The organism is Isoptericola croceus (genome assembly GCF_029382255.1).
In the GTDB taxonomy this organism is placed as follows: Bacteria; Actinomycetota; Actinomycetes; order Actinomycetales; family Cellulomonadaceae; genus Isoptericola; species Isoptericola croceus.
In genome coordinates, this window is record NZ_JARLLG010000001.1 from 1,156,583 (window position 1) to 1,173,308 (window position 16,726).

At 72.8% G+C, this 16,726-nt stretch carries 18 protein-coding genes; 4 read left to right on the plus strand and 14 right to left on the minus strand.

Annotated features, from left to right (window positions below; genetic code table 11):
• Positions 1–6 precede the first annotated feature (6 nt).
• Positions 7–858 (minus strand): purine-nucleoside phosphorylase, encoded by an 852-nt coding sequence (locus PZC42_RS05335; protein WP_277209073.1) that lies wholly within the window; start codon positions 856–858, stop codon positions 7–9.
• On the opposite strand from PZC42_RS05335, the gene PZC42_RS05340 reads away from it, so the two are divergent.
• The gene (locus tag PZC42_RS05340) at positions 857–2,365 is read left to right on the plus strand and encodes an NAD(P)H-quinone dehydrogenase (protein WP_438802912.1); all 1,509 of its coding nucleotides are present in this window, start codon (positions 857–859) and stop codon (positions 2,363–2,365) included. The two genes, PZC42_RS05335 and PZC42_RS05340, sit on opposite strands and share 2 nt — an antisense overlap.
• A gap of 42 nt (positions 2,366–2,407) precedes the next feature.
• On the opposite strand, the gene PZC42_RS05345 is transcribed toward PZC42_RS05340, so the two are convergent.
• The 4 genes from PZC42_RS05345 to PZC42_RS05360 all read right to left on the minus strand — a co-directional run bounded on the left by PZC42_RS05345 (position 2,408) and on the right by PZC42_RS05360 (position 6,196).
• The gene (locus PZC42_RS05345; protein ID WP_277209076.1) at positions 2,408–2,920 is read right to left on the minus strand and encodes an NUDIX domain-containing protein; all 513 of its coding nucleotides are present in this window, start codon (positions 2,918–2,920) and stop codon (positions 2,408–2,410) included.
• Between the two features lie 5 nt (positions 2,921–2,925).
• Positions 2,926–4,710: an acetyl/propionyl/methylcrotonyl-CoA carboxylase subunit alpha gene (locus PZC42_RS05350; RefSeq protein WP_277209078.1), complete on the minus strand. Its 1,785-nt coding sequence runs from the start codon at positions 4,708–4,710 to the stop codon at positions 2,926–2,928.
• 159 nt (positions 4,711–4,869) lie between these two features.
• Positions 4,870–5,544 carry a Maf family protein gene (locus PZC42_RS05355; protein ID WP_277209079.1) on the minus strand — a complete coding sequence of 225 codons (675 nt, stop codon included), beginning with the start codon at positions 5,542–5,544 and terminating at the stop codon, positions 4,870–4,872.
• A 19-nt stretch (positions 5,545–5,563) separates the two neighbouring features.
• Entirely contained in the window at positions 5,564–6,196 is a 633-nt protein-coding gene (locus PZC42_RS05360; protein ID WP_277209081.1) for a YitT family protein, read from the minus strand.
• Positions 6,197–6,381: 185 nt separating this feature from the next.
• Between PZC42_RS05360 and PZC42_RS05365 the strand changes: the two genes are divergently transcribed.
• Positions 6,382–6,960: a PH domain-containing protein gene (locus tag PZC42_RS05365; protein WP_277209083.1), complete on the plus strand. Its 579-nt coding sequence runs from the start codon at positions 6,382–6,384 to the stop codon at positions 6,958–6,960.
• Between the two features lie 77 nt (positions 6,961–7,037).
• Here PZC42_RS05365 and PZC42_RS05370 read toward each other — a convergent pair whose 3' ends face one another.
• The 8 genes from PZC42_RS05370 to PZC42_RS05405 all read right to left on the minus strand — a co-directional run bounded on the left by PZC42_RS05370 (position 7,038) and on the right by PZC42_RS05405 (position 13,862).
• A complete protein-coding gene (locus PZC42_RS05370) occupies positions 7,038–7,958 on the minus strand; it encodes an AEC family transporter (protein ID WP_277209084.1) in 921 nt (306 codons plus the stop codon).
• A gap of 1 nt (position 7,959) precedes the next feature.
• Positions 7,960–9,729, minus strand: coding sequence for a DUF885 domain-containing protein (locus tag PZC42_RS05375; protein WP_277209086.1), 1,770 nt, complete (start codon positions 9,727–9,729; stop codon positions 7,960–7,962).
• 118 nt (positions 9,730–9,847) lie between these two features.
• Positions 9,848–10,069 carry a DUF6458 family protein gene (locus tag PZC42_RS05380; protein ID WP_277209088.1) on the minus strand — a complete coding sequence of 74 codons (222 nt, stop codon included), beginning with the start codon at positions 10,067–10,069 and terminating at the stop codon, positions 9,848–9,850.
• A gap of 197 nt (positions 10,070–10,266) precedes the next feature.
• Complete coding sequence (gene purN, locus PZC42_RS05385) at positions 10,267–10,926, minus strand: phosphoribosylglycinamide formyltransferase (protein WP_277209090.1); 660 nt, start codon at positions 10,924–10,926, stop codon at positions 10,267–10,269.
• Positions 10,923–11,483, minus strand: coding sequence for a hypothetical protein (locus tag PZC42_RS22490; RefSeq protein WP_277209092.1), 561 nt, complete (start codon positions 11,481–11,483; stop codon positions 10,923–10,925). Before PZC42_RS22490 ends, purN begins: the two co-directional genes overlap by 4 nt.
• Positions 11,480–11,722, minus strand: a complete 243-nt coding sequence (locus tag PZC42_RS05395) for an acyl-CoA carboxylase epsilon subunit (RefSeq protein WP_277209093.1) — start codon at positions 11,720–11,722, stop codon at positions 11,480–11,482. Before PZC42_RS05395 ends, PZC42_RS22490 begins: the two co-directional genes overlap by 4 nt.
• On the minus strand, positions 11,719–12,264 hold the full coding sequence (locus tag PZC42_RS05400; RefSeq protein WP_277209094.1) for a hypothetical protein: 546 nt from the start codon (positions 12,262–12,264) through the stop codon (positions 11,719–11,721). Before PZC42_RS05400 ends, PZC42_RS05395 begins: the two co-directional genes overlap by 4 nt.
• Positions 12,265–12,284: 20 nt before the next feature.
• Positions 12,285–13,862, minus strand: a complete 1,578-nt coding sequence (locus tag PZC42_RS05405) for an acyl-CoA carboxylase subunit beta (RefSeq protein ID WP_277209095.1) — start codon at positions 13,860–13,862, stop codon at positions 12,285–12,287.
• Positions 13,863–13,991: 129 nt separating this feature from the next.
• Here PZC42_RS05405 and PZC42_RS05410 point away from each other — a divergent pair, with 129 nt between their 5' ends.
• Positions 13,992–14,846: a biotin--[acetyl-CoA-carboxylase] ligase gene (locus PZC42_RS05410; protein WP_277209097.1), complete on the plus strand. Its 855-nt coding sequence runs from the start codon at positions 13,992–13,994 to the stop codon at positions 14,844–14,846.
• 47 nt (positions 14,847–14,893) lie between these two features.
• Positions 14,894–15,928 carry an adenylate/guanylate cyclase domain-containing protein gene (locus PZC42_RS22495; protein ID WP_277209099.1) on the plus strand — a complete coding sequence of 345 codons (1,035 nt, stop codon included), beginning with the start codon at positions 14,894–14,896 and terminating at the stop codon, positions 15,926–15,928.
• A 4-nt stretch (positions 15,929–15,932) separates the two neighbouring features.
• On the opposite strand, the gene PZC42_RS05420 is transcribed toward PZC42_RS22495, so the two are convergent.
• A complete protein-coding gene (locus PZC42_RS05420; protein ID WP_277209100.1) occupies positions 15,933–16,718 on the minus strand; it encodes an SOS response-associated peptidase in 786 nt (261 codons plus the stop codon).
• Positions 16,719–16,726 lie beyond the last annotated feature (8 nt).

The following is a 16,726-nucleotide window of genomic DNA, read 5'->3' on the forward strand; positions in this document are numbered from 1 at the left end:
GCCTCCTCAGAGCGACTTGACGATGCTGGCGAGCAGGTCGCTGATGCGTGGTGCGGCCGCCTGACCCGCCTCGAGGACCTCCTCGTGGGACAGCGGCTGCGGGGAGATGCCTGCCGCCAGGTTCGTCACGAGCGAGACGCCGAGCACCTCCATGCCGGCGTGGCGCGCCGCGATCGCCTCGAGCGTCGTCGACATGCCGACAAGGTCAGCACCCAGGAGACCAGCCATCTTCACCTCGGCGGGCGTCTCGTAGTGCGGCCCGGGGAACTGGGCATAGACGCCCTCGGGCAGCTCGGGGTCGACGGAGCGCGCGATCTCGCGCAGCCGTGGCGAGTACAGGTCGGTGAGGTCGACGAACGTCGCTCCCTCGAGCGGCGAGGTCGCCGTGAGGTTGAGGTGGTCGCGCAGGAGCACGGGCTGTCCTGGCCGCCATGCCATGTGCAGGCCGCCGCAGCCGTTGGTGAGGACCACCGACTCGCAGCCGGTCGCGGCCGCCGTGCGCACGCCGTGCACGACCCGCCGCACCCCCTTGCTCTCGTAGAGGTGCGTGCGGCCACCGATGACCAGCGCGTGCCGGGTCGAGCCGTCCGGGCGCTCGACGCGGATCGAACGTGTCGTCGAGGCGTGGCCCACCACCGTGGCCCGCGCGAAGCCCGGGATCTCGTGCGTGGGCAGCTCGGCGACGACGTCGCCGACCAGCTCGGCCGCGCCGCCCCATCCGGAGCCGAGGACGAGCGCGACGTCGTGCCCGGGAACCCCCGTCGCCTCGGCGATATGGTCCGCGGCAGCGCGGGCGACATCGAACGGGTCGGTCCACGGGTCGTCGAGGTCCGGCATCGTGGCAGGTGTGGTGCTCATGGACCTGAGCGTATCTCTGCCCGCAGGGACCTGCCGGGCCTGCCACAATGGCACCGTGCCTGCCGAGAAGACCATCCCCGCCGGACCCAACCGCTCCGTCGTCGTCGTCGGCGGCGGCCCCGGAGGCTACGAGGCCGCCCTCGTCGCCCGCCGCACGGGCGCCGACGTCACCGTCGTCGAACGTTCGGGCCTGGGCGGCGCGACCGTCCTGACCGACGTCGTCCCCTCCAAGACCCTCATCGCCACGGCCGAGTGGCTGACCATCGCCGAGTCCGCGCCGGAGCTGGGCATCCGCACCGGCAGCTCCGTGACGCCCGGCGACGACCCCGACGACCGGCGGTCGCTGGTCGACCTGCAGGCCGTCAACAAGCGGGTGCTGGCGCTCGCGGCGGCGCAGTCGAACGACATCCGCGCCCGCATGGACCGCGAGGGCGTCAGGATCGTCGACGGCAGCGGTCGGCTGGACGGACCCAGCCGCGTCGTCGTCTCCCCGTCAGACGGCGGGGCGGAGATCACGCTCGACGCCGACATCGTGCTGCTCGCCACCGGGGCGACGCCGCGCACGCTGCCCACGGCGGAGCCGGACGGCGAGCGCATCCTCACCTGGACCCAGCTCTACAACCTGGCCACCCTGCCCGAGAAGCTGATCGTGGTCGGGTCCGGCGTCACCGGGGCGGAGTTCGCGGGCGCGTACCTCGCCCTCGGCTCCGAGGTGGTGCTCGTCTCCTCGCGCGACCGGGTGCTGCCGGGTGAGGACGAGGACGCCGCCGAGCTGCTCGAGGGCGTCTTCCGTGGCCGCGGGATGACCGTCATGTCCCGTTCCCGGGCGGCCGCCGCGGAGCGCACCGAGGACGGTGTCGCCGTCACGCTCTCCGACGGCCGCGTCGTGGAGGGTTCGCACGTGCTGATCGCCGTGGGTGGCGTGCCGAACACCGCCGGCCTGGGTCTCGAGGAGGCCGGGGTGCGGGTGACGGACTCCGGTCACATCGAGGTGGACCGGGTCTCGCGCACGTCGGTGCGCGGCGTGTACGCGGCCGGTGACTGCACGGGCGTGCTGCCGCTCGCCTCCGTCGCCGCCATGCAGGGTCGGGTGGCCATGGCGCACGCGCTGGGCGACGCCGTCGCGCCGCTGCACCTGGGCAACGTCGCGGCCAACATCTTCACCGCGCCCGAGATCGCGACGGTCGGCTACTCGGAGGAGGGGCTGCGCTCGCAGGGCTCGCGCTACGTGACCACGACCCTGCCGCTGGCGCGCAACCCGCGCGCGAAGATGCACGGCGTGCACGACGGCTTCGTGAAGCTGTTCGCCCACCCGGAGGCCGGGATCGTGCTGGGCGGTGTCGTCGTCGGCCCGCGCGCCAGCGAGCTGATCTTCCCCGTCGCCCTGGCGGTCTGTCACCGGCTCACGGTGGACGACGTCGCCGAGACGTTCACGATCTACCCGTCCTTGTCGGGGACGATCGGCGAGGCGGCGCGCACGCTGCACGGCCAGCTCACCCCGCGCTGACCTGCGGGACGGGCCCCGGCCGTGGTGGTCCGGCCGCGCTCGTCAGCGGGCGGCGTCCAGCAGACCCAGGAGGTGGGGCAGGGCGTCGCCGAAGGCAGGGTGCAGGTCCAGGCCGGAGACCTCGGCGACCGGCACCCACCGCACCTCGATGCCCTCCGGGTCCGTGGCGGCCACGTGGACCCGGGCACCGGCGATCGTCTCGGCCAGCACCGTGGTGTACGTCCAGACGCCGTGGTCGAGGACGTGCTCGCCGACCACGCGGACGACTGCCGGGTCGAGGCCTGCCTCCTCGGCGGCCTCGCGCAGCGCGCCCTGGGTGGGCGTCTCGGTGGGGGTGACGGCGCCGCCCGGGATGCCCCACGTGCCGCCGTGGTGCGACCAGGTGGCGCGATGCTGCAGGACCACGTCCGTCACCGCACCGGGGGTGCCGTCCGGCGCGGGTGGTGCGCGGCGGGTCAGGAACAGCCCGGCCGCGCCGTGCAGGCCCCAGTGCCGATGGTCGCCGCACTCCACCCAGCCGTCACCGGGGTGGCGGTGGTGCAGGGTGCCCGACACGTCGATCAGGCGATCTCGCAGATGGCGGTGCCGGCCGAGACGCCGGCGCCCGCGGCGAGGGCCAGGCTCTTGATGGTCCCGGCGCGGTGCGCGGTGATCGGCTGCTCCATCTTCATCGCCTCGAGCACGACGACGAGGTCACCCTCGGCCACCTCGTCGCCCTCGGTGACGGCGACCTTGACGATGGTGCCCTGCATGGGCGAGGTCAGCGTCGTGCCGCTCGCCCCGGAGCTGCCGCCACGGGCGGCGCGTCGCGCGGGCCGACGGGCGGTCTTGCCCGCCCCCCCGGCCCGCCCCATCCCGAGGCCCGCGGGCAGGACGACCTCGAGACGGCGGCCGCCAACCTCGACGACCACGCGCTCCGGCGGCTCCTCCGGGCCCTCGGCGGCCTCGGGCACCGGCTGCTCGGCGGGGCCGAGCCCGGCGACGGTCTCGGCGAAGTCGGTCTCGATCCACCGGGTGTGGACCCGGAACGCGGTGTCCGGGCTCTCGGGCACGAAGTCCGGGGAGTCCAGCACGGCGCGGTGGAACGGCACGACGGTGGGGATGCCGGAGACCTCGAGCTCGCGCAGCGCACGCCGGGCGCGCTGCACGGCCTGGGTGCGGGTGGCGCCGGTGACGATGACCTTGGCGATCATCGAGTCGAACATGCCGGAGACGGTGTCGCCCTCGACCACGCCCGTGTCGACGCGCACACCGGGGCCGGACGGCCATCGCAGCCTCGACACGGTGCCCGGGGCGGGCAGGAACCCGGCGGCGGGGTCCTCGCCGTTGATGCGGAACTCCAGCGAGTGGCCCCGCACGGTCGTGGCGTCGTAGCCGAGCTCCTCGCCCGCGGCGATGCGCAGCTGCTCGCGCACCAGGTCGATCCCGGTCACCTCCTCCGTCACCGGGTGCTCCACCTGGAGGCGGGTGTTGACCTCGAGGAAGGACAGGGTCCCGTCGGTGCCCACGAGGAACTCGCAGGTGCCGGCGCCGACGTAGCCCGCCTCGGTCAGGATGGCGCGGGAGGCGCGGTCCAGCTCGGCCTCCTGCTCGGCCGTGAGGAACGGCGCGGGGGCCTCCTCGACGAGCTTCTGGTGCCGGCGCTGCAGCGAGCAGTCGCGGGTGGAGACCACCACGACGTTGCCGTGCGAGTCGGCCAGGCACTGGGTCTCGACGTGCCGGGGCTTGTCGAGGTAGCGCTCCACGAAGCACTCACCGCGACCGAACGCCGCGACGGCCTCGCGCACCGCGGAGTCGTACAGCTCGTCGATCTCCTCGTGCGAGCGGGCCACCTTCAGACCGCGGCCGCCACCGCCGTATGCCGCCTTGATGGCGATCGGCAGGCCGTGCTCCGCGGCGAACTCGCGGACGTCGGCGGCGCTGTCGACAGGGTCCTTGGTGCCCGGGACCAGGGGAGCGCCGGCTCGCTGGGCGATGTGTCGCGCGCTGACCTTGTCGCCGAGCGACTCGATGGCGGCCGGTGGCGGACCGATCCACACCAGCCCGGCGTCGATCACGGCCTGGGCGAAGCCCGCGTTCTCCGAGAGGAACCCGTACCCCGGGTGGACGGCGTCGGCACCGGACCGGCGCGCGACGTCGAGCAGCTTGTCGACGTCCAGGTACGTGTCCGCCGCGCGGGCGCCGTCGAGGGCGAACGCCTCGTCCGCGAGCTGGACGTGCAGCGCCTGGCGGTCGGTGTCGGCGTAGACGGCGACGGAGGCGATGCCTGCGTCGGCGCAGGCGCGGGCGATGCGGACGGCGATCTCACCGCGGTTGGCGACGAGGACCTTCGTGATGGTGGGCACGGCTCACGGTAACGTGCCGCGGACCCCGACCGGCCACTCGGCACGTCCCTGGTCGGGAAATCTGTGCCGGGTGCCAACGCGGATCCAGGCCGTTTGTACAGATCCCACATGGACCGGGGGTCAGGACCCGCTGTGGCGGGGGGTGAGTTGGCGGTTTCGTCAGGCCGGGTCGCTCAGCGGCGCCCGCAGCTCCCGGAACGGGACGTCGAGCTGGTCCAGGAGCTCGCGCAGCAGCGGCAGGCTTACGCCGACGACGCCGTGGTGGTCGCCCTCGATCCGTTCGACGTACGGGCCGCCGAGCCCGTCGATGGTGAACGCGCCGGCCACCTGCAGCGGCTCGCCGGTGGCGACATAGGCGTCGATCTCCGCGTCGTCGAGGTCCGCGAAGTGCACGGTGGTCGACGACGTCGCGCCGAGGGTGGCCCCCGTGCCGCCGTCGTCGTCCGTGCGGCAGTCGACGACCCAGTGCCCGCTGTGCAGCACGCCGGAGCGGCCCCGCATGCGCCGCCAGCGCTCGCGGGCGACCTCGGCGGTGCCGGGCTTGCCGACGACCTCGCCGTCGATCTCCAGCATCGAGTCGCAACCGAGCACGAGCGCGCCCCGGTGGTCGGCCTGCTCGAGTCCGCGCGCGACGTCCTCGGCCTTCGCCTGGGCCAGGACGAGCACGGCGTCCGACGGCGCCAGGTCGGGATAGCGTTCGCGGGCCGCGGCGAGCACGGCGTCCTCGTCCACCTGACTGACGGTCACCTCCGGCTCGACGCCGGCGGCGCGCAGGGTGCTGAGACGGGCGGGGGACCGGCTGGCCAGGACGAGCTGGACGGGGGCGTGCGGCACGCATCGGACCCTACCGGGCTCAGTAGCCCATGTACCGGCCGGGCCGGTGGTTGAGGGCGAGCAGGAGGTTCAGCAGCGCGGCGCCGACGGCGGAGACGAGCACCACGAACGGCTCGACGACGGTGAGGGCGAGCAGCACGACGGCGGTGTCGAGCGCCATCTGCACGTAGCCGGCCCGCCAGCCGAGGCGTTCCTGCGCCAGGAGCGCCACGATGTTGAACCCGCCGATGCTCGAGCGGTGCCGGAACACGATGAGCAGGCCGACGCCGGCCAGCACGTTGCCCGCGATCACACCGAACACCGTCGGGATGTCGATCGTGCCGAACATCGCGGACTGCAGGGTGCTGAACACCGAGACCAGCGCGATCGAGAGCCCGGTGCGGATCGTGAAGTCCCACCCCTTCTTCCAGATCGCGAGCGCGAAGAACGGCAGGTTGACCAAGGCGAACAGCCATCCGAACGGGACGTCGACGGCATAGCTGACGAGCAGGGCCAGCCCCGCCGTGCCGCCCGTGACGGCCCCGACCGACTCCAGCAGGAACAGTCCGATCGACACCACGAACGTCCCGGTGAGGAGCCCGAGCGCATCCTCGAGCAGGCTGTGCCTGACGCTCTCGGGCTTGAGGTCGGACTGCGGGTGTGCGGTGCTCATCGGAGTCCCTCCGGTGTCGGGGCGGGTGACGCCGTCGTCCGGGGGTGGTGGCACGACAGCGTGCTCATGGTCACACGCCCGCGCCGGTCACGTGAGCAGCACGGCCGCGACGAGCAGGACGGCGGGCGAGGCGAGCGTCGTCACCAGGATCTGTGCTCAGGAACACATGTGCCACGATGCGTGGCGTGGAGCCGACGACGAAGAGCATCGAGGAGCAGGCACTGACTTTCGCGAGCGCTTCCGAGGATCTCGTCTGGCTCCTGTGCCGGGTGTCGGGGCCGCTCACGCTCCTGCTCGTCACGCTCCTGCTCGGGCAGGACGGGGTCCTCGTCATCGTCGTCTTTGCCGTGGCGTGCCTTGTCGTCATCGGTGTGCGCCCACCGGAGGTGCAGGTCAGTCCTGCGGGGATCGTCGTGCGGAATCCGCTGGTGACCTACCGCATTCCGTGGCCCGCGGTCGAGGGCCTGGACGTGCGCAAGCACCATGAGGTCAAGGTCCTCACCCGAGGACGAGATGTGCGTTGCGTCGCGTTGAGGAAGGACGGCCTGGCCGATCTCCTCGGACGGCAGTCGCGGGTGGACCGCGCTGTCTCCGACATCCTCCTCTACCGCCGCTCTGTGCGGCACCTCACTGACGAACCGGGCCTTGCCGGTGCGGTCGAGCGATCAGTGTCGGCCCGGCCGATGGCTTGCCTGGTAGCACTCCTCATCATCGCTGGCGCGATCACTCTCGGCATGGTGATCCGCCACGCCCTCGGGGGCTGACGACGGAGCGGTCGCTTGCGATCCGCCCCTCGCCGGGATCTCTGCCGGCGACGTTGATGCTCACCACGGACGTCGTACTACGTGAGCAGCACGGCCGCGACGAGCAGGACCACCGGTGACGCGAGCGTCGTCACCAGGATGGTGTCCCGGGCCAGCACCTCGCCCCGGCGGAAGCGGGCCGCGTAGTTGTAGATGTTCTGCGCCGTGGGCAGTGCGGCGAGCGTGACCGCCGAGTACACCGCGACGTCGTCGAGGCCGAACCCGTAGCGCGCCACGACGAACGCCACGGCCGGCATGACGACCGTCTTGAGCACGGCGGCGACCACCACGGGGGCGCGACCCTCCTCGCCGCGCAGCGGTCTCGAGCCACGGAGCGACATGCCGAAGGCGAGCAGGATCATCGGGATCGCGGCGCCGCCGAGGATCTCCAGCGGCGCGAGGACGACGTCGGGCACGGTGACCCCCGTCAGCGAGACCGCGGCGCCGGCCAGCGCCCCGAGGATGATCGGGTTGCGGACCGGCTGGCTGAGGACGAACCGTACGGAGAGCCGCCCGCCGCTGGTGGCGTCCAGCAGGAGCAGCACCAGCGGGGAGACGATCAGCAGCTGCAGCCCGATCACCGGGACCACCGCCGTCGCGTCGCCGAGCACGTAGACCGCCACCGGCAGGCCGATGTTGCCGGCGTTGACGTAGCCGGCGCCGAGCGCACCGATCGTGGCCTCGGGGACGCGCAGCCGGAACCACAGCAGGTTCACCGCGACGAAGACGACGGCGGCGCTCGCGGCGGCGCTCGCCTGCACCAGCAGCGGCGCACCCAGCAGGGCGCCGAGGTCGGCGTCGGCCACGACCGTGAACAGCAGCGCGGGGCTGGCGACGAAGAAGCCGACCCGGTTCAGGGTCTCGCGGGCGTCCGGTCCGCCGATGCGCAGCCGCGCGGAGACGTACCCGGCGGCGATGACGACGCCGATGATCGCGAACCCGGTGAGGATGCCCTGCACGTCAGGCGAGCGCCTCGCGCAGCACGTCCAGGCCCACGGAGCCCAGCCCGAGCGCGCGGGCGTGGAAGGCGCGCAGCTCGAACTGCTCGCCACGCGCGGTGTCGGCTGCCCGGGCATCGTCGCGCGCCTGCTCCCACAACCGCTGCCCGACCTTGTACGACGGCGCCTGGCCGGGCCAGCCGAGGTAGCGGTCCAGCTCGAAACGCACGAACGCCTCGGGCATGTTGACGTTGGCCAGCAGGAACGGCCACGCGTTGTCCGCGTCCCAGGACTCGCCCGTGCCGCCCCACGCGACCGGGAACTCCTTGCCCAGGTGCACACCGATGTCGAGGACGACCCGGGCGGCTCGCAGCCGCTGGGCGTCGAGCATGCCGAAGCGGTCGCCCGCGTCGTCCAGATAGCCCAGGTCCGCCATCAGCCGCTCGGCGTACAGCGCCCAGCCCTCACCGTGTCCGGAGACCCAGCAGGCCAGGCGCCGCCACGAGTTCAGCGTGTCGCGGGCGGCGACAGCGGCGGCGCACTGCAGGTGGTGGCCCGGGACGCCCTCGTGGTAGACCGTCGTCTTCTCGCGCCACGTGTTGAACTCGGTGACACCCGGAGGGACGGACCACCACATGCGGCCCGGCCGGGAGAAGTCGTCGCTGGGCGGCGTGTAGTAGATGCCGCCGGTCTGGGTCGGGGCGATCATGCACTCGATCGTGCGGACCGGGCCCTCGATGTCGAAGTGCGACCCGGCGAGGTCCGTGACGGCCTGGTCGGCGCAGCGCTGCATCCAGGCCTGCAGGGCTGCGCTGCCCTCGAGCCTGCGGGCGGGGTCGGCGTCGAGGGCGGCCACCGCGTCGGCGACCGTGGCGTCCGGGCCGGCGATCGCGCGGGCGAGCTCCTCCTGCTCGGCCACGATCCTGGCGAGCTCCTGCAGGCCCCACTCGTAGGTCTCGTCCAGGTCGACGGTCGCCCCGAGGAACTCCCGCGAGTAGCGCGAGTACGCCTCGCGCCCGACGCCGTCGGCCTCGGGGGCCCGCGGGGCGAGCTCGCGCTCGAGGAAGTCCGCCAGCTCACCGTACGCCTGGCGAGCCGCCGTGGCGCCGCGCTCGAGCTCGGCACGGACCAGGCTGCACGCGGACGAGTCGTCCAGCGTGCGGGCGGCCTGTTCGCCGGTCACGAGGGCCGTGAACGTCGAGTCTGGGCCGGCGAGGTCACGCGCCTGCTCCACGGCGGCCCGCACCTGGCGGATCGCCGCGACGCGGCCGCGCTCCGCGCTCCACGTCAGCGACTCGGCGTACCCGGCGAGGGCCTGCGGGACGGCGTTGAGTCGCGCGGCGATGTTCTCCCATGCCTCGACCGTGTCGGTGGCCACCACGTCGAACAGGTCGCGGAGCTGCTGCACCGGCGACTCGATGTTGTTCAGGCTGGCCTGCGGGTCGCCGGCCTCGTGCTGCTCGACGGCGAGCCCTACCCGCTCGCGCATCGCGGCCAGGGTGACCCGGTCGACGTCGTCCACCGGTGCCTGGCCGGAGGCCTCGAGCTCGTCGAGGCGGCGCAGCAGCGCCCGGTCGACCTCGGCGCGGGCTTCGTGGCCGGCCGGGGAGAGGTCGGGCAGCTCGTGGTCGTGGCCGGGCAGGCCCATCATGGTCGCGGCGTCGGGCCGCAGGGCCGCCACGTCGCGGACGTAGACGTCGGCGACGGCGTCGAGGGGTGTGCTCGGGCGGCCGGTCGTGGGGGCTGCGCCGGCGCTGGTGGCGTCCGGGGCGCGCGAGGTGTCGTGAGTCACGCCCCGAGGCTATCCCAGCCTCGGTAACCGGTTGCCGACCGGCACGAGCGTCTCTGTTCGTCAGGAATCAGCTGTCGATTCCTGACGAACAGAGACGCTCGCGGCTGCGCGGCGGTGGTCAGGCCGGTGGGGGCGGGCGGTCGTCGTACCGCTCGACCCGGTGGCTCGTGTGCGAGCGCTGCCTGGTCTGGACCATGCCCAGGATCAGCGCGAGGACACCGGCGGCGATGCAGATGTAGCCGACGATGTTGAGGTTGACGACCTCCCAGGTGTCCGGTGCGATCGCGAAGGCGAGGATCGCACCCACCACGATGAGGAAGATGCCTGTTCCGATACCCATCAGCGTGCCTCCAATCCCGGGCGGCGGGTGCCCGTTCACCTCGATCGTCGCGCGGACGCCCTGGTCACGCACGTGCGGCGATGCCGGACAGGGGGCGGGGCGCCGACGTGGACATGCCGGCGCTTGCCGGGCGGATCCTCGATGTGGCGTGACGCGACGAAGAGAACCAGCACCCACCGTGATCGCGTAGCGGAAACTCACGCATCCGCGACTGATGCGGAGGTTTCCGCTACGTCGCCCGCCGGAGATCCGCCGTCGGCGAACCAGGCGGCGACCACGTCGACGAGGAGGTCCTTCTCCGCGGCCTGTACGCGCGTACGCAAGGATGCGACGTCGTCGTCCGGCCGCACGACGACGCCCGCCTGAGCGACGACCGGCCCCTCGTCGTACTCCGCGGTGACCTGATGGACCGTCACGCCGGTCCGCGACCTGCCATCGGCGAGGACGGCGGCGTGCACCCGGTCGCCGTACATGCCCTGGCCGCCGTAGGCGGGCAGCAGTGCGGGATGAGTGTTGAGGATCGCGCCGTCGAACGTGCTCAGGACCCGCGTTCCGAGCTTCTTCATGTACCCGGCGAGCACCACGAGATCGACACCGGCCTCTTCGAGCACGCTCAGCATCGCGACATCCAGCTCGGCCGGATCCGGATGGGTCTTGCCACTGAGGTGTTGCGTCGTGACCCCATGGTGGCGCGCGGCGGTGAAGATCCCCGACGTGCTGTTGTTGCCGATCACCACCTCGACGTCCGCGGCGATGACCCCGTCGTCCACGGCGTCCATCAGACGTGCCGCCGTCGTGCCGCCGCCGGAGCCCAGGACGGCGAACCGGCCGCGAGGCCGCAGGGGGTCGCCGGTCACGGACGTTGCGAGCGACGGACGTCGTCCGCCCAGCCCCGGTGGTAGCGGGCCACCACGGTGTCCGATGCCGGTGCCCACCACACGGCGACCGGGTCGCCGGGGCGGGGGCCGGGAGCGTCGCCGTCGGCCACCATCAGGGACCAGGCGTCCTCGGCCGTGTCCTCGTCGCGGGGGTAGGTGAGCAGTCCGCGCAGCATCGTGCCGCCCGTGAGCTCGCGCACGGAGACGGTGACCGAGCCGGTCGTCGGCCGGGCGTCGGTCCGCAGCGCTGCCGCGGACCTGCGTTCCTGGCCGATCCGCTGGTCGTCGCGGTACCGGACGAGGGCCGCCACGGCGGTCACCGCCAGACCGCCCGTCAGGGCGAGCATGAGCCACATCTCAAGCTCGGCGGACGGTTCGTCCACGAGCCGACGCGCCACGTACACGCCGACCGTCGCCAGGAGCGCGGGCAGCCACAACCATCGGCGCAGCCAGCCCGGGTGCCCGGGGTCCGGCACGTCGCCGAGCGGTGCCTCGACGTCGTCCGCGGTGCCGACCTGTTGCCAGACGACGCTCACGAACGCAGGCTCCAGCGCCACGCGTCGGCGTTGTGCCGACCGGCGCGGCCGCCGAAGCTCTTGGCCGTCGCGCCCGCGCCGTTGCCGCGCAGGGTCCGGGTGTGGTTGGTCCACTCGTCGACCGGGGCGACGTCGTCGGGCTCGTCGCCGGACGACGACGCCGCGGCGAGGCCGGCGACGAGCGCGGCCACCTCGACGTCGTCGGGCTCGCCGCGCACCACGCGGAACTGGGCGTTCACTGGTCGTCCTCCTCGTCGTCCGGGTCGTCGCCGAACCCTGGGGCCAGGCCGCGTGAGGCAGCCCATTCCATGACCTGGTAGCCGCCGTCCACGAGTCGTGCGGCAGCCGCCTCGCCCGCCTCGTCGAGCACCTCGATGACGCCGTCGAGGGTCATCGACGCCCCGGCCGGCGGGTCCGCCACGACGAAGCCCAGGTAGAACGCCTCGGCCGGCACCGTGCCCTCGGGCAGGTCCTCGTCCCGTTCGGCGTGCGCGTCCTGCGGGCCGGGTTCCCAGACGGACGACGTCAGGTCCGGGTGCATGCCCAGGGCGTCGTGGAGCCGGTCGAACACGGTCGCGTTGAGCGTGCCCACCCGGTTCTCCAGCGCGAGGATGCGGGGGTCCCCGTCCGCCTCGGAGGCTCCGAACTCCGCCCGGACACCGACGGCCGCATCGACGTACTCGTGCAGGGCGGATGTCAGGGCATCCACGGCACGGTGCATCGGCTCAGGGTCCACGTCTCCCAGCGGGGCCGGGCCGTGGGTGGCGTCCTCGTGGCTCATCGCTCGATCTTCTCAGACGATCACAGCGGGATGTTGCCGTGCTTCTTCGGAGGCAGGCTCGCACGCTTGGTCCGCAGCGCCCGCAGTGCACGGACGACCTGCACACGGGTCTCTGCGGGGCGGATCACCGCGTCGACGTAGCCGCGCTCGGCGGCGTCCCACGGGTTGACGATCCGCTCGGTGTACTCGTCGGTGAGCCGCTGGCGCTCGGTCTCGACATCCAGCCCAGCCTCCGCCGCCGACTTGAGCGCGCGCCGCTGCAGGATGTTCACGGCACCGGACGCGCCCATGACGGCGACCTGTGCCGTCGGCCAGGCGAGGTTGACGTCCGCGCCGAGCTGCTTGGAGCCCATGACGATGTACGCGCCGCCGTACGCCTTGCGGGTGATGACGGTAACGAGCGGGACCGTGGCCTCGGCGTAGGCGTAGATGAGCTTGGCGCCGCGGCGGATGATGCCGCTGTGCTCCTGCCCGACCCCGGGCAGGAACCCGGGGACGTCCACGAAGGTCAGCACCGGGATGTTGAAGGCGTCGCAGGTGCGCACGAACCGCGCCGCCTTCTCCGAGGCGTCGATGTCGAGGGTCCCGGCCATGGACTGCGGCTGGTTGGCGACGATGCCGACGCTCTGGCCCTCGACGTGCCCGAACCCGATGAGCACGTTCGGTGCGAACAGCGGCTGCACCTCGAGGAACGAGTCCGGGTCGAGCACGGTCTCGATGACGGCGCGCATGTCGTACGGCTGGTTGTCGCTGTCCGGGACGATCTCGTCGAGCGCCTCGTCGTCGGGTGTGACCTCGAGCTCGCTCTCCTCCTCGGGGGCGAACGTCGGGGCGTCCGACAGGTTGTTCTGCGGCAGGTACCCGACCAGGTGGCGCACGTAGTCGATCGCGTCGTCCTCGTCCTCGCCGAGGTAGTGCGCGACGCCCGACGTGGCGTTGTGGGTGCGCCCGCCGCCGAGCGTCTCGAAGTCCACGTCCTCGCCGGTGACCGTCTTGATGACGTCCGGGCCGGTGATGAACATGTTCGAGGTGCCGTCGGCCATGACGATGAAGTCGGTCAGCGCGGGGGAGTACACCGCGCCGCCCGCGCTCGGGCCGAGGATGAGCGAGATCTGCGGGATCACGCCCGACGCCGCGACGTTGCGCCGGAACATCTCGGCGAACTGGGTGAGCGCCGCGACGCCCTCCTGGATCCGGGCGCCGCCGCCGTCGGAGATCCCGATGATCGGCACGCCGGTGCGCAGCGCGAGGTCCTGCACCTTGGCGATCTTCTCGCCGTGCACCTCGCCCAGCGAGCCGCCGAACACGGTGAAGTCCTGGGAGAACACGCAGACCTGACGGCCGTCGATCGTGCCGTGGCCCACCACGACACCGTCGCCCGGCAGCCGCTTGGCGTCCATGCCGAAGTTGCGGCTGCGATGAGTCGCCAGGGCGTCGACCTCGACGAAGCTGCCCTCGTCGAGCAGCGTGTCGATGCGCTCGCGGGCGGTCTTCTTGCCACGCGCGTGCTGCTTGGTCCGGGCGGTCTCCTCGGGCTCCGTGATCGCGGCGGCGCGGCGGCGCTCGAGCTCGGCGAGCTTGGCGGCAGTGGTGTTCACCCAAGTGACCCTAGATGGTGGGATGCGACGAATCGATGCGCGACAGGCCTTGACGGTCCGTGGATCTTTGTGGGGACCGCACAATCTGCCGGTCTGGCGTGGACACGGCCGAGCCGCGACGATGGATGGGTGAACCGTGAACCGCTGGACGTCGACGCCCTCCGCCACGCCCTCTGCCACGCGGACGGCCCGCTCGCCCGGCTGGACGCCGTCGACGCCACGGCCTCGACGAGCTCCGACCTGGTTGCCCAGGTGCGTGCCGGGACCGCCCGGGCTCCTGCGGCGCTCGTCGCCGAGCACCAGACGGCCGGCCGGGGACGGGCGGGACGGTCCTGGGAGACGCCGCCGGGCGCGGCGCTGACCGTCTCGTTCCTGCTGCGACCGCAGGTGCCGCCTGCGGCACTCGGCTGGGTGCCGCTCGCGGCTGGGTTGGCCGTCGTGCGCACGTTGGCGATCCTCGGCTGCGACGCCCGCCTCAAGTGGCCCAACGACGTGCTCCTGCCGGCCGACACGCCTGCCGACGGACTGGGCGAGCACCGCAAGGTCGCGGGCGTGCTCGCGGAGGTGGTGCCCGACGCCGGTGCCCCGGCGGGCGAGCCGCCCGCCGTCGTCGTGGGCATCGGGGTCAACGTCTCGCAGCAGGCCGACGAGCTGCCGGTCCCGACGGCGACCTCGCTCGCTCTCGCAGGGGCTGCCGCCGACCGGGACGCGGTGCTGATCGGGCTGGCCCGTGAGCTGTCGGACGCCGTCGGGCGTCTCGAGGCGGCAGCGGGCGACGCGGCCGCCGCCGGGCTGGCCGCCGACTACGCGGCGGTGTCGGCGACGCTCGGCACCAGGGTGCGGGCCGAGCTCGCCGGAGGCGACGACGTCGTCGTCGGTTGGGCCGACCGGGTGGCGGACGACGGCGCGCTCGTGCTGGCGACCTCCGGTGGTGAGCGGGTGGTCACCGCGGGCGACGTGCACCATCTGCGTGCGCACCCGTAGCGCGGACGTCCAGGTTTCGCCCAGGTGACGCTGGCTACAGTGACCCCGTGACGAGCGACACCCCTCAGGACAGGACCCCCGCGGTGGACGACGCCGCAGGCCGGGTCGACGAGGCGATCCTCGGCGGCCCGCGCGTCTACACGCTCGACGACCTCGTGACGGGCACGGGCCTCTCGCGCGAATTCGTCGAGTCCTACTGGCGATGGCTGGGGCTGCCGGTCACGCGTGATGACGAGGCGCGGTTCACGGCGGCGGACAGGGAGTCGCTGCGGGAGATCGGTGCGTTGATCGACCAGGGCCAGCTCGACGAGCAGGCGCAGATGACGCTGATCCGCTCGCTCGGGCACACTGCCGACCGGCTGGCGCTGTGGCAGGTCGAGGCGTTCGTCGAGCACCTCGGCCGCCGGTTCGAGCTGGACGACGTGAGTGCGCGGCTCGCGGCGCTCGAGCACATCCCCGGGTTCGCCGACATCCTGGCGCGTCAGCTCGAGCACGCGTGGCGACGCCAGCTCGCGGCACTCATGGGCCGGTTCGCCACGGAGTTCGGCGGCGCCCAGGGTGCTCGCCCGGTGCCGGACGAGCTTCCGCTGCGACGGGCGGTCGGGTTCGCCGACATCGTCTCGTTCACCAAGCGCACCGCCGGGCTCGGGTCGCAGGAGCTGTCGGCGTTCGTCCAGCAGTTCGAGGCTCGCGCGCGGGACGTGATCACCGAGGCGGGTGGTCGGGTCGTGAAGACGATCGGTGACGCCGTGCTGTTCGTGGCCGACGACGTCACGACCGGCGCGGAGTGCGCGCTCGGGCTCGCGGCCCCGCACGCCACCGAGCAGGAGATCCCGGTGCGGGTGGGCTTCGTGTGGGGTCGGGTGCTGTCGCGGTTCGGCGACGTGTTCGGTCCTGACGTCAACCTCGCCTCGCGCATCACGGAGCTGGCCGAGCCTGCCAGCGTGCTGGTGGACCCGCCGACGGCGGCGCTGCTGGCGTCGTCGCCGCGCTATGCGCTCACGGCGCAGACCCCGCAGGAGGTCCAGGGCCTCGGCGAGATCACGCCGGTGCGCCTGCACCGCGCCTACACGGCGTCGTAGCGCCTCAGTCCAGATCGACGACGTCGGGATCGAGCGGGTCCGGGTCGGGCTCGAGCAGTGCCGCGTCGTCGTGCCGGACGTTGCCGACGCGTGCGCCGACCGGGCGCGTGCTCATCGCCACCGGTTCGTCGGCGAGGAGCGTCACGGCGTCCTCGGCGCCGACGGCGGGGTCGAGCCAGGTGTCCCACGACCTGGCCGGGAGGGTGACCGGCATGCGGTCGTGGATCCGTTCCAGGCCGGCGGTGGCCGCCGTCGTGATGATCGTGGTGGACACCAGCCACCGGTCGGGGTCGTCGGCGGAGCGACGACGGTCCCGCCAGAACTCGTAGAGGCCGGCGAAGGCCGCGACGCCGTCGTCGGCCGGGTGGATCCAGTAGGGCTGCTTGGGGGCCTTGCGCGTGCCGGTCGGTAGGTCGAGCTTGCGCCACTCGAAGTAGCCGTCGGCCGGTACGAGGCACCGCCGCACGGCCAGAGGCTTGGCGAAGGCCGGCTTGTCCAGCAGCGTCTCGCTGCGGGCGTTGATCATGCGGGGTCCCACGCCGGGATCCTTGGCCCACGAGGGGACGAGGCCCCAGCGGGCGCGGCGCATCGAGCGGGTGATCTCGCCCGCCGTCGTGCTGCCGTCGGCCAGGCGTTCGCGGCGCGGCCGCTCGACGACGATCCGGACGTCGTCCGTCGGGGCGACGTTCCAGCGGGGTCCGAGCAGGCGGGCGTCCTCGGCGATCTCCGCGATCGCGAAGTCGTCGGCCAGTGACTGGTCGTCGGTGAACGAGGCGTACCTACCGCACATGTTCCTAT